12 protein-coding genes are annotated in these 14,720 nt (G+C 71.9%); 4 read left to right on the top strand and 8 right to left on the bottom strand.

Annotated elements, in window-relative coordinates; all coding sequences use genetic code 11:
• Positions 1–58: 58 nt before the first annotated feature.
• The 8 genes from guaA to groES all read right to left on the bottom strand — a co-directional run bounded on the left by guaA (position 59) and on the right by groES (position 10,374).
• Positions 59–1,666, bottom strand: coding sequence for a glutamine-hydrolyzing GMP synthase (gene guaA, locus ACH9D3_RS14360; protein WP_396411454.1), 1,608 nt, complete (start codon positions 1,664–1,666; stop codon positions 59–61).
• Between the two features lie 23 nt (positions 1,667–1,689).
• The gene (locus ACH9D3_RS14355) at positions 1,690–2,286 is read right to left on the bottom strand and encodes a DUF3817 domain-containing protein (protein ID WP_396401235.1); all 597 of its coding nucleotides are present in this window, start codon (positions 2,284–2,286) and stop codon (positions 1,690–1,692) included.
• The gene (locus ACH9D3_RS14350; protein ID WP_396411453.1) at positions 2,279–3,277 is read right to left on the bottom strand and encodes an SURF1 family cytochrome oxidase biogenesis protein; all 999 of its coding nucleotides are present in this window, start codon (positions 3,275–3,277) and stop codon (positions 2,279–2,281) included. Before ACH9D3_RS14350 ends, ACH9D3_RS14355 begins: the two co-directional genes overlap by 8 nt.
• 98 nt (positions 3,278–3,375) lie before the next feature.
• Positions 3,376–4,497, bottom strand: coding sequence for a GuaB3 family IMP dehydrogenase-related protein (locus tag ACH9D3_RS14345; RefSeq protein WP_396401233.1), 1,122 nt, complete (start codon positions 4,495–4,497; stop codon positions 3,376–3,378).
• A 34-nt stretch (positions 4,498–4,531) separates the two neighbouring features.
• Positions 4,532–6,094 (bottom strand): IMP dehydrogenase, encoded by a 1,563-nt coding sequence (gene guaB / locus ACH9D3_RS14340; RefSeq protein WP_396411452.1) that lies wholly within the window; start codon positions 6,092–6,094, stop codon positions 4,532–4,534.
• A gap of 1 nt (position 6,095) precedes the next feature.
• Complete coding sequence (locus ACH9D3_RS14335) at positions 6,096–8,150, bottom strand: SGNH hydrolase domain-containing protein (protein WP_396411451.1); 2,055 nt, start codon at positions 8,148–8,150, stop codon at positions 6,096–6,098.
• A 156-nt stretch (positions 8,151–8,306) separates the two neighbouring features.
• A complete protein-coding gene (groL, locus tag ACH9D3_RS14330) occupies positions 8,307–9,914 on the bottom strand; it encodes a chaperonin GroEL (RefSeq protein ID WP_396401230.1) in 1,608 nt (535 codons plus the stop codon).
• A 163-nt stretch (positions 9,915–10,077) separates the two neighbouring features.
• Positions 10,078–10,374: a co-chaperone GroES gene (gene groES, locus ACH9D3_RS14325; protein WP_047801805.1), complete on the bottom strand. Its 297-nt coding sequence runs from the start codon at positions 10,372–10,374 to the stop codon at positions 10,078–10,080.
• 451 nt (positions 10,375–10,825) lie between these two features.
• On the opposite strand from groES, the gene ACH9D3_RS14320 reads away from it, so the two are divergent.
• From ACH9D3_RS14320 to ACH9D3_RS14305, 4 genes are all read left to right on the top strand, one after another.
• Entirely contained in the window at positions 10,826–11,824 is a 999-nt protein-coding gene (locus tag ACH9D3_RS14320; RefSeq protein ID WP_396411450.1) for an ABC transporter substrate-binding protein, read from the top strand.
• Positions 11,825–11,913: 89 nt separating this feature from the next.
• Positions 11,914–12,900, top strand: a complete 987-nt coding sequence (locus ACH9D3_RS14315; protein WP_396401228.1) for an ABC transporter permease — start codon at positions 11,914–11,916, stop codon at positions 12,898–12,900.
• Positions 12,893–13,960, top strand: coding sequence for an iron chelate uptake ABC transporter family permease subunit (locus ACH9D3_RS14310; RefSeq protein ID WP_396411449.1), 1,068 nt, complete (start codon positions 12,893–12,895; stop codon positions 13,958–13,960). The genes ACH9D3_RS14315 and ACH9D3_RS14310 overlap by 8 nt, the downstream gene beginning before the upstream one ends.
• A complete protein-coding gene (locus tag ACH9D3_RS14305) occupies positions 13,957–14,712 on the top strand; it encodes an iron ABC transporter ATP-binding protein (protein WP_396401226.1) in 756 nt (251 codons plus the stop codon). Before ACH9D3_RS14310 ends, ACH9D3_RS14305 begins: the two co-directional genes overlap by 4 nt.
• Positions 14,713–14,720: the final 8 nt, after the last annotated feature.

Raw genomic sequence — 14,720 nt, 5'->3', positions numbered from 1 at the left:
CGACCCCGGCTGCTCGTGTCTCGCCCGTGCGGGCGGGCCCTGGGCCCGCCCCGGGAGCCTACTCCCACTCGATGGTGCCCGGGGGCTTGGACGTGACGTCCAGGACCACCCGGTTGACCTCTTCGACCTCGTTGGTGATGCGGTTGGAGACCCGGGCCAGCAGGTCGTAGGGCAGGCGCGACCAGTCGGCGGTCATCGCGTCCTCGCTCGAGACGGGCCGCAGCACGACGGGGTGCCCGTAGGTGCGGCCGTCGCCCTGCACCCCCACCGAGCGCACGTCCGCCAGGAGCACGACCGGCATCTGCCAGACCTCGTCGTCGAGCCCGGCGCGGGTGAGCTCCTCGCGGGCGATGGCGTCGGCCCGGCGCAGGACCGCGAGGTTGGCCTCCGTGACCTCCCCGATGATGCGGATGCCGAGTCCGGGGCCGGGGAACGGCTGGCGGCCGACGATCTCGTGCGGCAGGCCGAGCTCACGGCCGACCGCGCGCACCTCGTCCTTGAACAGGGTCCGCAGCGGCTCGACGAGCTCGAACTGCAGGTCCTCGGGCAGCCCGCCCACGTTGTGGTGGCTCTTGATGTTGGCGGCGCCCTCCCCGCCGCCGGACTCCACGACGTCGGGGTAGAGGGTGCCCTGGACGAGGTAGCGCACCGGCTCGCCCTCCTGGGCGGCGGCCCGGCTGACCTCCTCGGCGGCGGCCTCGAAGGAGCGGATGAACTCCCGGCCGATGATCTTGCGCTTCTGCTCGGGGTCGGTGACGCCGGCGAGCGCACCGAGGAAGCGCTCCTTCTCCTCGGCCACGTGGAGCTTGACGCCGGTCGCGGCGACGAAGTCCTGCTCCACCTGCTCGGCCTCGCCCTCGCGCAGCAGCCCGTGGTCCACGAACACGCACGTGAGCTGGTCGCCCACGGCGCGCTGGACCAGGGCGGCGGCCACGGCGGAGTCCACGCCGCCGGAGAGCCCGCAGATCACGGACGCCGAGCCGACCTGGGCGCGGATCCGCTCGACGTGCTCCTCGATGATGTTGCCGGTCGACCACGTGGGCTCGACCTGCGCGCCGTCGAAGAGGAAGTGCTCGAGCACCTGCTGCCCGTGCACCGAGTGCTTGACCTCCGGGTGCCACTGCACGCCGTAGAGCCGGCGGGCGTCGTCGGCGAACGCGGCCACGGGGGTGGTCTCCGTGGAGGCGAGCACCTCGAAGCCGGCGGGGGCCTCCACGACGGAGTCGCCGTGGCTCATCCAGACCGTCTGGGTGCCCGGCGAGCCCGCCAGGATGGAGGCGGTCGGCCCGCCGACGGCGGTGGCGGTGGTCGCGCCGTACTCCCGGGCGCCGGTGTGCGCGACGGTCCCCCCGAGGGCCCGGGCCATCGCCTGGAAGCCGTAGCAGATGCCGAGGACCGGCACGCCGGCCTCGAACAGGGACGCGTCCTGCTGCGGCGCGTCCTCGGCGTAGACGGAGGACGGTCCGCCGGAGAGGATGACCGCCGCCGGGTTCCTGGCGAGGATCTGCTCGGTCGACCAGGTGTGGGGGACGATCTCGGAGTAGACGCTGGCCTCGCGGACCCGGCGGGCGATCAGCTGCGCGTACTGCGCGCCGTAGTCGACCACCAGGACCGGGCGCTGCTCCAGGTCGGTGCGGGTCTCAGGTGTCTCGGTCACGCCCTCCATCCTAGGCCAGGCGCGGGACCGGCTCAGTACCGCTTCGCGGCCTTCGGGTTGGCGCGCAGCTCGGCCGTGGTGGAGGCGTGGATCTTCCGCTCCACCACGAAGGACAGGAACGGCACCACCCCGCCCAGGGCCATGACCACGAGCTGCGGGAAGGGCCAGCGCATGAGCGTCCAGATCCGGAAGCAGGAGACGAGGTACACCACGTAGAACCAGCCGTGCACGATGAGGATCCACGTGGAGATGTTGACGCCGCCCGCGAGGTTCTCGAGCTCGAGGTCCTGCCAGCCGAGGGCCACGGTCTCCCCCGTGGCCCGGTCGGTGCCGCCCGCGATCAGGTCGTAGCCCAGTCCGTAGCGGGTGATCATCTCGGCCACGAGCAGCAGCAGGAAGGTGCCGGAGAGCCAGGCGCAGACCATGTAGAAGTTCAGGGCGCCGCGGATCTGCGCCTCGGTGCCCCCGAAGCGGCGGCGCGGCTGCAGGGCCGCCGCCCGGCGCGGGACGCGGCCGGGCGCCGCGGCGTCCGTGGGCCGGGCGTCCTGCGGGAGGGAGACCCGCACCCCGTCGGTGCGCTCCCGCGGCGAGGGCGCTGGGGAGGGGGTCGGCTGGGTGGGGTCAGTCATGGTGGGCTCCGGTCCTGTCCTGGGTCCTGTCGCGGGACGTGTCATGGGACGTGTCGTGGGTCGTGGGCTCGGGCTCCCGGCCGGCGGGCTGGTCGTCGAACCAGTAGTACTCCCCCGCGTCGGGGTCGTAGTAGTAGTAGCGTCCGGCGGCCTCGTCGTAGAAGTACTCGCCCTCGAAGTAGAAGTACTCGTCCGGGTTCTGTTCGCGCTGCCACTCGTCGCGCACGAACCGCCACCAGATGTAGACGGCGAACCCGGCGAAGACGACCCACTCGACCGCGTAGAAGAGGTTGAGCAGGTTCACGGACTCGTCCGTGGGCTGCTGGTCGATGTCGAGCCGGGACAGCTGCGGGCTCAGCAGCGCGGCGTCCTGGGCGAGGGTCCCGTCCTCGGCGAGCTGGAACGGCGCGGCGGCGGGGTTCTCGGCGAAGGCCGCCACGTAGCCGGACCAGAGGGGGGTGTCCCAGAGGTTGGTGAGCTGCGCCGGGGACACCGTGCCCACCTGGCCCTCCGGCAGCTCGGCCCCGGGCACGGGGCCCTCGGCCGGGAGGTACCGGCCGACGACGCCGACGGTGCCCTCCGGCTCCGCGGGCACGGACGCGGGGTCGGCGGTCCAGCCCCGGGCCACCGCCACCGTGAGCTCGCCGCCGGCGTCCGGCCAGCGGTCCGCGCTGCCCGGCACGGTGAGCGCCGTGACGGCCCACCATCCCTCCGCCCCGTCCTGCAGCCGCCCGGGGACCAGGACGGTCGAGCCGTCCCGGTAGTCCCCCGTCACGGTGACGAGCTGGTCGGCCTGGGTGGTGGTGACCGGGGCGCCGGCCGAGGCGGCCTCCTCGAAGGGTACGGCCACGTCCTTCGCGGGGTCCGCGACCGTGCGGGCCTGCTCGCTCGACTCCAGCTGCCACTGGCTCAGCAGCACGAACCCCACCGCCAGCGCGAGACTCACGATCAGGCCGAGGATCGAACGGGGGCGCAGGGCGGTCGAGAGCACCCGACAAGGCTAGTGCGCCTTCCTGGACGTTCGCCAGTTCCGCGCGCCCGGGCCGCGGGTGCGGCCCGAGCGCGCGGATGCGGCCGGATCCGCGCGGCTCAGCCGCGGATGACCACCTCGGCGCGCTGGAACTCCTTGAGCTCCAGGTACCCGGTGGTGGCCATCGACCGGCGCAGGGCGCCCACGAGGTTGGACGTGCCGTCGACGTGCCGGGAGGGCCCGAACAGGACCTCCTCCAGGGGGCCCACGGTGCCGACCCGGGTCCGGAGACCGCGCGGCAGCTGCTCGTGGTGCGCCTCGGCCCCCCAGTGCCAGCCCTGTCCGGGCGCCTCCGCCGTGCGGGCCAGCGCGGTGCCGAGCATCACGGCGTCCGCGCCCATCGCGAGCGCCTTGACGATGTCCCCGGAGAGCCCCACGCCGCCGTCGGCGATGACGTGGACGTAGCGCCCGCCGGACTCGTCGAGGTAGTCCCGGCGGGCGGCCGCGACGTCGGAGATCGCCGTGGCCATGGCCGCGTGGATCCCCAGGGTCTGCTGGATGCGCATGGACGCGCCGCCGCCGAAGCCCACGAGCACACCGGCCGCCCCCGTGCGCATGAGGTGCAGCGCGGGCGTGTAGCCGGCGGCCCCGCCCACGATGACCGGGACGTCGAGGTCGTAGATGAACTTCTTGAGGTCCAGCGGCTCCTGGTTGCGGGAGACGTGCTCCGCGGAGACCGTGGTCCCGCGGATGACGAAGACGTCCACGCCCGCGTCCAGGACGGTGCGGTAGTGCTCGACCGTGCGCTGCGGGGTCAGGGAGCCGGCGACGATGACGCCCGACTGCCGGATCTGCGCCAGCCGGGCGGTGATCAGCTCGGGGCGGACCGGGGCCTCGTAGAGCTCCTGCATCCGGCGCGTGGAGGACTGCGCGTCCTCGCCGGACAGCTGCGCGATCTCGTCGAGCACCGGCTGCGGGTCCTCGTAGCGCGTCCACAGCCCCTCGAGGTCGAGCACGCCCAGCCCGCCTGCCCGGCCGAGCGCGATGGCCGACTCCGGGGACGTCGCCGAGTCCATCGGGGCGCCCAGGAACGGGATCGAGAACCGGTAGGCGTCGATCTGCCAGTCCGTGGACACGTCCCGGGGGTCGCGCGTGCGGCGGGACGGGACGAGGGCGATCTCGTCCAGGGAGAAGGTGCGGCGGGCGCGTTTGGAGCGGCCGATCTCGATGTCGTAGCTCATGGTGTCCTTTCCGAACGGTGCTGCGGACGGGCGCTCAGCGCTGGTAGTTGGGTGCCTCGACGGTCATCGTGATGTCGTGCGGGTGGGACTCCTTGAGCCCGGCCGGCGTGATGCGCACGAACCGGCCCCGGTGCTTGAGCTCCTCGACGCTGTGGGCGCCCACGTAGAACATCGTCTGGCGCAGGCCGCCGTCGAGCTGGTGGACCACCGCCGAGAGCGGGCCGCGGTACGGGACCTGGCCCTCGATGCCCTCGGGGATGAGCTTCTCGTCGCTGGCGACGTCGGCCTGGAAGTAGCGGTCCTTGGAGAAGGAGGTCTTCTTGCCGCGGGACTGCATGGCCCCCAGCGAGCCCATGCCCCGGTAGGTCTTGAACTGCTTGCCGTTGACGAAGATCAGCTCGCCCGGGGACTCGTCGCAGCCGGCCAGCAGGGAACCGACCATCACGGAGTCCGCCCCGGCCACGAGGGCCTTGCCGATGTCGCCGGAGTACTGCAGGCCGCCGTCGGCGATGAGGGGCACGCCCGCGGGGATCGCCGCCTTCGCCGCCTCGTTGACGGCGGTGACCTGGGGGACGCCCACGCCCGCGATGATGCGGGTGGTGCAGATGGAGCCGGGGCCCACGCCCACCTTGACGGCGTCCGCGCCGGCGTCCACGATGGCCTGCGCGCCGTGGCGGGTGGCCGCCTGCCCGCCGATCACGTCCACGTGGGCGGCCGCGCTCTCCGCCTTGAGGCGGGCGACCATGTCCAGCACGCCCTGGGAGTGCCCGTTGGCGGTGTCGATGAAGAGGGCGTCCACGCCGGCCTCCACGAGGGCCATGGCCCGCTCGAAGCCGTCGCCGAAGAAGCCGACGGCGGCGCCGACGCGCAGCCGGCCCTCGTCGTCCTTGGTGGCGTGCGGGTACTGCTCCGCCTTGGTGAAGTCCTTGATGGTGATCAGGCCCGTGAGGCGGCCCGCGTCGTCGACGAGCGGCAGCTTCTCGATCTTGTTGGACGCCAGGAGCTGGTGCGCGTCGTCCTTGGCCATCCCGACCTTGCCCGTGATGAGGGGCATGGGCGTCATGACCTCGTGCACCCGGCGGCGCGGGAAGTCGCTCTCCGGCAGGTAGCGGGTGTCGCGGTTGGTGATGATGCCCAGCAGCGTCTGCTCGGCGTCCACGACGGGGAGTCCCGAGACGCGGTAGTAGCCGCACAGCCGGTCCAGCTCCTCGAGGGTCGCCTCCGGGGAGATGGTCACGGGGTCGGTGATCATGCCGGACTCGCTGCGCTTGACCCGGTCCACGTGCTCGGCCTGGTCCTGGACCGAGAGGTTGCGGTGGATCACGCCGATGCCGCCCTGCCGGGCCATCGCGATCGCCATCGGGGACTCGGTGACGGTGTCCATGGCCGCGGAGACCAGCGGCACGTCCAGGGTGATGCGCCGGGACAGGCGGGTGCTCGTCGACGCCTCGGAGGGGATGACGTCCGTGCTGCCGGGCAGCAGCAGGACGTCGTCGTAGGTCAGGCCGGTGAACCCGAAGGGGTCCTCGGACAGGGCGGTGGGGACGGCGGTATCCGACACGGTGGGGCCTTTCAGCTTCGAGGGAGTCGCGACCATTCTAGAGGCGGGCCGCGGTCAGCCTCTCCTCGAGGGCGGGGGCCATGGTCCGCGTGTAGGCCCAGCTGAGGTGGTGCGGGTCGAAGAACACGTGCACGTTGCCCACCACGGGGCGGCACAGCCCCTCCGGGCAGATGAGGTCGGTGAGGTCGAGCGAGGTGAACCCGGGCTCGCCGCGGAGGACGTCGGCCGGGTTGACCGGGGCCAGGACCCGGTCGACGGGGACCTGGCACCGGTCCGCGTCCTCGCCGTGGCGCTGGGCGCAGTCGTAGGGGTTGACGTCGAACCGGGGGTTGTCGCGGAAGCCGATGACGTCGATGCCCTGGTCCGCGAGGCGGTCCACGAGTTCCGGGAAGCCGCCGACGACGGTCTCGCCGGCGGGGTCCATGCGGGCCGCATAGGTGGAGGTGGTCATCACCGCGTCCGGGGCGACCTGCTCCACGTACGCGAGCGCCGCGTCGTTGCCCGGCCGGCAGTCGTGTCCCTCCGGGTGGATCGCGAACGGGCAGCCGGGCTGCAGCACGGCGATGAGCTGCCAGTCGTACTTCTCCGCGATGGGGATCACCGCGCCCATGAACTGCTCCATGTGGGAGTTGCCGACCACGACGACCGTGCGCTCGGGGTCCTCGACGGCCGGGAGCTGGCGGCAGAACTCCACGACGGCCTCCTGCTCCGGGGCGTACTCGCCGGAGCAGGGCTCGGGCAGGCCGACCCACTCCTCCCCCAGGGCGGAGGGCAGGGGCAGGGCGGGGGCCTGCGGGTCACCGGCGAACTCGAAGCCCGGCTCCAGCACCGCCGCCCCGGGGTTGTTCCGCAGCGCCTCCTCGGCCAGCAGGTCGGCCCGCCGCTGGTCCACGGCGCCCCACAGCGCCACCGGCACCGCCACCAGCGCCAGGCTGACCGCCACCGAGGCCGCCAGCCGGGCCCGGGTCCGCTCCGGCCACTCCCAGCGCTGGAAGGGCCGCTCCACCAGCTTGGTGGCCAGCACCGCCAGCAGCAGCGACACCACGATGATCACCACCCCCGACCGGGGCCCGGCCACCGGCCGGTCCCGCAGCACCAGGTAGGTGATCAGCAGCGGCCAGTGCACCAGGTACAGCGCGTAGGACGCGTCCCCCAGGCGCACCAGCGGCCGGGAGGCGAGGACCCGGTCCACCCCCCACGCGGAGCCCGAGCGCCCGGCGACGATCACCGCCGCCGCCGAGAGCAGCGGCCACAGCGCGATCCAGCCCGGGAACGCCCCTTGCACGTTGATCAGCACCCCGACCGAGACCATGCTGAGCATCCCGGCCCAGCCCAGCACGACCCGCGCGAGCCGCGGCGGGTTCAGATAGGGCACCGCCAGGGCCAGCAGCGACCCCAGGGCGAACTCCCAGAGCCGCGCCCGGGTGTCGAAGTACGCGAAGGCCTGGTTCGTGGCCGTCGTGTACACCGACCACGCCAGGGAACCGGCGAAGAGGCCGCCGAACAGCACCGCCAGCACCGGCACCGGGGCCCACCGGCCCCGCCGGCACACCAGCCACGCCACCCCGAACAGCAGCGGCCACAGCAGGAACACCTGGCCCTGCACCGACAGCGACCAGAAGTGCTGGAACGGCGAGGCCGTGGAGTCGTCCGCCGCGTAGTAGTCCACCTCGGCCAGGGCCAGCGCCCAGTTCTCCACGTAGAACACCGAGGCCAGCGCCTCGGTGCGGATCCGGTCGATCCGCGTCTCCGGGAAGAACCACCACGCGAGCACCAGCGTCCCCAGCACCGTCAGCACCGCCAGCGGCAGCAGTCGCTTGAACACGTGCAGCCAGTACCGGCCCAGCGCCAGCGGCCGCCCCGCCTCGAGCTTGCGCACGAACGACAGCGTGAGGAAGAACGCCGAGATCAGCAGGAAGATGTCCACGCCCCCCGACACCCGGTCCAGGAACACGTGGTAGAGCACGACCAGCAGCACGGCCACGAAGCGCAGCCCCTGCACCTCCGGGCGGAAGCCCGAGTAGCGGGCCACCCGGCGCGCCGCGGACGCGTCGACGGCCGCCGGCGCGTCGTGCTCGCGAAGGCTGGTCATGGGGGGAACCTCCTGGGCGGTGCCGTGCCGCCGAGGAGGCCCGGGCGGTGTGAGCGGGGGGTTACCGCACTCTACCCGAGGCTCCGGCCCGGACCCTGGACGCGGCGACGGACCCGCCCCGCCGGTGGCGGGACGGGTCCGTCGGGGCGTGCCGGGTCAGTGCTGGTGGCCGTGCCCGTGGCCGTCGTCGTCCGCGGGCTTGTCCGTCACGAGCGTCTCGGTGGTCAGCACGAGCGCCGCGATGGACGCGGCGTTCTGCAGCGCCGAGCGGGTGACCTTGACCGGGTCGATGATCCCGGCGGCGACCATGTCGACGTACTCGCCGGTGGCGGCGTCGTAGCCGTGGCCGGCCTCGAGGTCGGCCACGCGGGAGGCGACCACGGCCCCGTCCTGGCCGGCGTTCTGGGCGATCCAGAACAGCGGCTGCCGCAGGGCGCGGCGGACGATGCCGGTCGCGGTCGCGGCGTCGCCGGCGAGGCCGAGGTCGGACTCGTCGAGGACCTTCCCCGCCTGCACGAGCGCGGTGCCGCCGCCGGAGACGATGCCCTGCTCGAGGGCCGCGCGCGTCGAGGACACGGCGTCCTCGATGCGGTGCTTGCGCTCCTTCGCCTCGACCTCGGTGGCCGCGCCGACCTTGATCACGGAGACGCCGCCGGCCAGGCGCGCGAGACGCTCCTGGAGCTTCTCGCGGTCCCACTCGGAGTCGGAGCGCTCGGCCTCGGCGCGGATTGTGGCGACCCGCTCCTGGATCTCGGCCTGGGTGCCCCCGCCGTCGACCAGGGTCGTGGTGCTCTTGGTGACGGTGACCCGGCGGGCCGTGCCCAGCTGCTCCAGGGTGACCTGGTCGAGGCTGATGCCCAGCTCGCTGGTGATGAGCTGGCCGCCGGTCAGGACGGCGAGGTCCTGCAGGATCGCCTTGCGGCGGTCGCCGAAGCCGGGAGCCTTGAGGGCCACGACGTCGAGGGTGCCGCGGAGCCTGTTGACCACGAGGGTGGACAGGGCCTCGCCCTCGACGTCCTCGGCGATGATGGTCAGCGGCTTCTTGGCCTGGAGGACCTTCTCCAGCACGGGCATGAGCTCGGGCACCGAGGAGATCTTGCCCTGGTACAGCAGCACCAGGGAGTTCTCCATGACCGCTTCCTGGCGCTCGGCGTCGGTGACGAAGGACGGGGACAGGTAGCCCTTGTCGAACTGCATGCCCTCGGTGACGTCGAGCTCCACCTCGGTGCTCGAGCCGTCCTCGATGGTGATGACGCCGTCCTTGCCCACGGTCTCGAAGGCCCGGGCGATGAGCTCGCCGATGGCCGGGTCCTGGGCCGAGATGGCCGCCACGTGGGCGACGTTGGCGCCCTCGACGGGACGGGCGTTCTCGAGCAGCCGCTCGGAGACGGCCTCGACGGCCTTCTCGATGCCGCGCTTGAGGCTCAGCGGGTCGGCGCCGGCGGCCACGTTGCGCAGGCCTTCCTTGACGAGCGCCTGGGCGAGGACGGTGGCGGTGGTGGTGCCGTCGCCGGCGACGTCGTTGGTCTTCGTCGCCACCTCCTTGGCGAGCTGGGCCCCGAGGTTCTCGTAGGGGTCGTCGAGCTCGACCTCACGGGCGATGGTCACGCCGTCGTTGGTGATCGTGGGGGCGCCCCACTTCTTGTCGAGCACCACGTTGCGCCCGCGCGGGCCGAGGGTGACCTTGACGGTGTCGGCGAGCTTGTTGACGCCGTTCTCGAGGGACTTGCGTGCGGCATCGTCGAATGCCAGCTGCTTGGCCATGGACTATGGCTCCTTCTGGGTGGCTGGGGTCGCCAGCGGGGTTTCGGGGATCTGGAATCCGGGGGTCCGGAAGCGGCGAAGGGTGCCCGCCGCGGGCCCGCCGGAACAGCGGGGCGAGCGGCGGGCACCCTTCGTCAGGACTGCGCGGTCTGCTTCGCCGGGTCTACTTCTCGACGACGGCGAGCACGTCGCGGGCGGGGAGCACCAGGTACTCCTCGCCGTTGTACTTGACCTCGGTCCCGCCGTACTTGGAGAAGATCACGACGTCGCCCTCCTTGACGTCCACCGGGATGCGGTTGCCGGAGTCGTCGACCCGACCGGGTCCGACGGCCAGGACCTTGCCCTCCTGGGGCTTCTCCTTGGCGGTGTCCGGGATGACCAGGCCGGACGCGGTGGTCTGCTCGGCGGCGAGCGGCTGGACGACGATGCGATCCTCGAGAGGCTTGATGGAGACCGACACGATCTCTCCTTGTCTGTAGGCGTGAAGAACAGTGGGCGACCGCGGGCGGAGCCCGCCGTCGTGCTTCGGGCCGGTCGGCGCACCGACCGTCGTCGCGGTGCCGATCGATCGCCGGGCCCTTAGCACCCTCACCCGGAGAGTGCCAAGGCCGACTATAGAAGTCGGCTAGCAGTCGGTCAAGGCGAGTGCCAGCACCACCCGGGCGCCGGACCGGCCGGGACCCCCGGCCCGAATTAGGTCACACCTGCATTCGCCAATGATTTGCCTCACGCCCGCTCCACCCTCTAGGTTGAGCACTAAGGCAACCCTTACCTCGGCCGAGCAGCGGTGCCCCCCTCGACGCCCCGCACGTCCGCGTGCCGGTCCGTCATCCGTCAGAGCTCCTCGTCCTGCGGCCCGCCCGGGCCGTTCCGACGGAGTCCGCCACCGCGTTCCCGCACGAAGGAAGACCATGAACCGCACCACGCACCCGGCCGTCCTCCTGGCCGCCGTCAGCGCCCTCGCCCTCACCGCCTGCGGTGGGGCGCAGGGCGGTGAGGCCGCCTCCACGGAGTCCCCCGCCACCTCCGCGGCCACCACGATCGAGGTCGAGGACAACCACGGCACGCAGACCGTCGAGACCCCGCCGGAGTCCGTCGTCGCCACCGACAACCGCACCTTCGAGACGCTGGCCGACTGGGACGTCGAGCTGGCGGCGGCTCCGCGCGCCCTCATGCCGGACACCGTCGACTACGCCGACGACGAGTCCGTCACCGACCTCGGCAACCACCGCGAGCCCGACCTCGAGGCGGTCGTCGCCGCGGACCCCGACCTCATCGTCAACGGCCAGCGCTTCGCCGACTACCGGGAGGACTTCGCCGACCTCGTGCCGGACGCCACCATCGTCGAGCTGGACCCGCGCGAGGACCAGCCCTTCGACGAGGAGCTGAAGCGGCAGACCTCCGTCCTGGGCCAGATCTTCGACCGCGAGGACGAGGCCGAGCAGATCAACGGCGACTTCGACGCGGCGATGCAGCGCGTCGTCGAGGGGTACCAGCCCGGCGACACGGTCATGGCCGTCACCGTCTCCGGCGGCGAGATCGGCTACATCGCCCCGGGCAACGGACGCACCCTGGGCCCGCTGTTCGAGATCTTCGACTTCGCACCGGCCCTCGAGGTCGAGGGCGCCACCGACGACCACCAGGGCGACGACATCTCGGTCGAGGCGATCGCCGACTCGAACCCCGACTGGATCCTCGTGATGGACCGCGACGCCGCGATCAGTCCCGACGACGCGGAGTACACCCCGGCGCAGGAGGTCATCGAGGAGGCGGAGGCCCTGCAGAACGTCACCGCGGTGCAGGAGGACAACGTCGTCTACATGCCCCAGGACACCTACACCAACGAGGGCATCCAGACCTACACGGAGTTCTTCAACACCCTGGCCGACGCCATGGGCGAGCAGGACTGACCCGTCGGCGGACGACGGTGGTGGGGCCCTCCCCGGCGGGTCCCACCACCGTGCCGGCTCGGGCACGAGGCCGAAGGAGAGGCTGAGCCATGACGACGATCTCGTCCGGACCCCGGACCGGGAGCAAGGGCGCACTGTTCGACTGGAAGCTTCTCCTCGGCGTGCTCGGGGTCCTGGCGCTGCTGGCCGCCTCTCTCCTCACGGGGGTGTACGACGTCTTCGGCGCCGACGACGGCGACGAGATGTTCGCCATCACACGGATCCCCCGCACCGTCGCCCTGGTGCTCGCCGGCGCCGCCATGTCCATGTCCGGGCTGGTGATGCAGCTGCTCACGCAGAACCGCTTCGTGGAGCCGACCACGACGGGCACCACCGAGTGGGCGGGGCTCGGGCTGCTGCTCGTCATGCTCCTGGTGCCCACCGCCACGATCCTCACCCGGATGCTCGGCGCCGTGACCGCGGCCTTCATCGGGACCATGATCTTCTTCCTCTTCCTGCGCCGCGTCTCCCTGCGCTCCTCCCTCATCGTGCCCATCGTCGGCATCATGCTCGGCGCGGTGGTCGGCTCCGTCTCCACGTTCCTCGCGCTGCAGACGGACACGCTGCAGAACCTCGGGGTCTGGTTCGCCGGCAGCTTCACCTCGGTGCTGCGCGGCCAGTACGAGGTGCTGTGGATCGTGCTCCTGGTCGGGATCGCGGTGTTCCTCGTGGCGGACCGGCTCACCGTCGCCGGGCTCGGGGAGGACATCGCCGTCAACGTGGGGCTCGACTACCACCGCACCGTCCTGCTCGGGACCGGGCTGATCGCGGTGGCCACCGGCGTCGTCACCGTCGTCGTCGGCAACCTGCCGTTCCTGGGCCTCATCGTGCCGAACCTCGTCTCGATGGTCCGCGGCGACGACCTGCGCGGCAACCTGCCGTGGGTGTGCCTGCTCGGGATCGCGATCGTGACGCTGTGCGACCTCATCGGAAGGATCCTCATCATGCCCTTCGAGATCCCCGTGTCCGTGATCCTCGGGATCGTCGGCGCCGTGGTGTTCGTCTGCCTGCTCCTGAGGCAGCGTCGACGTGTCTGAGGCCGTGGTCGCCACCCCCGCGCCGGCACCGGCCACGGGGCCGGCGGCCCCCGCCGCACGGGGCCGCGCCGGGGCGTTCCCCACCCCGCGGGCCCGGCGGCGGTACTGGACGGTCGTGGCCGTGCTGGCCCTCGCCTCCGCGGGCTTCGCCTTCGGCCTGCTCGCCTGGGACAACCCGATGCCGGTCGGCTCGGACGGCTTCTGGCGGATCGCGGACCGCCGCGTGACGAGCGTGGTCATCATGGCGGTCGTGGCCTTCTGCCAGGCGATCGCGACCGTGAGCTTCCAGACGGCCACGAACAACCGGATCATCACCCCGTCGATCATGGGCTTCGAGTCCCTCTACGTGGCGATCCAGACCTCCACGGTCTACTTCCTGGGCGCCGCGGGGATCCTCGTCCTGCAGGGCGTGCCGCAGTTCCTGCTGCAGGTCGCCCTCATGGTCGCGCTGTCCCTCGCGCTCTACGGCTGGCTCCTCTCCGGCCGGTACGGGAACCTGCAGGTGATGCTGCTCGTGGGCATCATCATCGGCGGGGGCCTCGGCTCCGTCTCGACGTTCATGCAGCGCCTGCTCTCCCCCAGCGAGTTCGACGTGCTCTCCGCCCGGCTGTTCGGCTCCGTGACCAACGCCCAGGCCGACTACCTGCCGGTGGCCGTCCCCCTGTGCCTGCTGGCCGGCGGCGCCCTGTGGCTGAGGTCCTCGCGCCTGAACGTGGTGGCCCTGGGCCGGGACGTGAGCCTGAACCTCGGCCTGCGGCACCGCGCCGAGATCATGGGCACCCTCTTCCTCGTCTCCGTGCTGATGGCGGTCTCCACCGCCCTGGTGGGCCCCATGACGTTCCTCGGCTTCCTGGTGGCGACGCTCGCCTACCAGTTCGCCGACACCTACGACCACCGCCACCTCTTCCCCGTGGCGGTCCTCACCGGGTTCCTCGTCCTCACGGGCGCCTACTTCGTCCTGAACCACGTCTTCTACGCCCAGGGCGTCGTCTCGATCATCATCGAGCTCGTCGGCGGCTCCGTCTTCCTCTACGTCATCCTCCGAAAGGGCCGGCTGTGATCACCCTGACCAACGTGCGCAAGGACTACGGCGGTGAGGTCACGATCGGGCCCGTCGACCTCGAGATCCCGTCGGCCGGCATGACCGCCCTGGTCGGGCCCAACGGGGCGGGGAAGTCCACGCTGCTGACGATGATCGGACGCCTGCTCGGCCTCGACGACGGCAGCATCGACATCGCCGGCTACGACGTGGCCCGGACCCGGTCCAAGGACCTGGCCCGGATCGTCTCCGTCCTGCGCCAGGAGAACCACTACGTCACCCGGCTCACCGTGCGGCAGCTGGTGGGCTTCGGCCGCTTCCCCCACAGCCGCGGCCGGCTCACCGCCGTCGACGACGAGATCATCGGCAGGTACATCGACTTCCTCGGCCTGGCACCGCTGGAGCACCGCTACCTCGACCAGCTGTCGGGCGGGCAGCGCCAGCGCGCGTACGTCGCCATGGTCCTCGCCCAGGAGACCGACCACGTGCTGCTGGACGAGCCCCTCAACAACCTGGACATGCGGCACGCCGTGTCGATGATGCAGCACCTGCGGCGGGCCTGCGACGAGATGGGCCGCACCATCGTCATCGTGCTCCACGACGTCAACTTCGCCAGCCACTACGCGGACCGGATCTGCGCCGTCAAGGACGGCCGGGTCGCCGAGTTCGGCGAGCCGCACGAGATCATGGACGACGCGGTCCTCACCCGGGTCTTCGAGACCCCGGTGACGGTCATCGACGGCCCCCGGGGCCGTCTCGCCGCGTTCTACTGACCGGCGCC

It is taken from the genome of Kocuria kalidii (assembly GCF_044462225.1).
In the GTDB taxonomy this organism is placed as follows: Bacteria; Actinomycetota; Actinomycetes; order Actinomycetales; family Micrococcaceae; genus Kocuria; species Kocuria kalidii.
Note: the sequence above shows the minus strand (reverse complement) of the source record. Positions and strands in the feature narration are given on the sequence as shown.

Coding starts and splice junctions, on each gene's coding strand:
- ACH9D3_RS14345 (WP_396401233.1), bottom strand. CDS start 4,497: ATGAGCTACGACATCGAGATCGGCCGCTCCAAACGCGCCCGCCGCACC.
- guaB (WP_396411452.1), bottom strand. CDS start 6,094: ATGGTCGCGACTCCCTCGAAGCTGAAAGGCCCCACCGTGTCGGATACC.
- ACH9D3_RS14335 (WP_396411451.1), bottom strand. CDS start 8,150: ATGACCAGCCTTCGCGAGCACGACGCGCCGGCGGCCGTCGACGCGTCC.
- ACH9D3_RS14320 (WP_396411450.1), top strand. CDS start 10,826: ATGAACCGCACCACGCACCCGGCCGTCCTCCTGGCCGCCGTCAGCGCC.
- ACH9D3_RS14315 (WP_396401228.1), top strand. CDS start 11,914: ATGACGACGATCTCGTCCGGACCCCGGACCGGGAGCAAGGGCGCACTG.
- ACH9D3_RS14355 (WP_396401235.1), bottom strand. CDS start 2,286: ATGACTGACCCCACCCAGCCGACCCCCTCCCCAGCGCCCTCGCCGCGG.
- guaA (WP_396411454.1), bottom strand. CDS start 1,666: ATGGAGGGCGTGACCGAGACACCTGAGACCCGCACCGACCTGGAGCAG.
- groL (WP_396401230.1), bottom strand. CDS start 9,914: ATGGCCAAGCAGCTGGCATTCGACGATGCCGCACGCAAGTCCCTCGAG.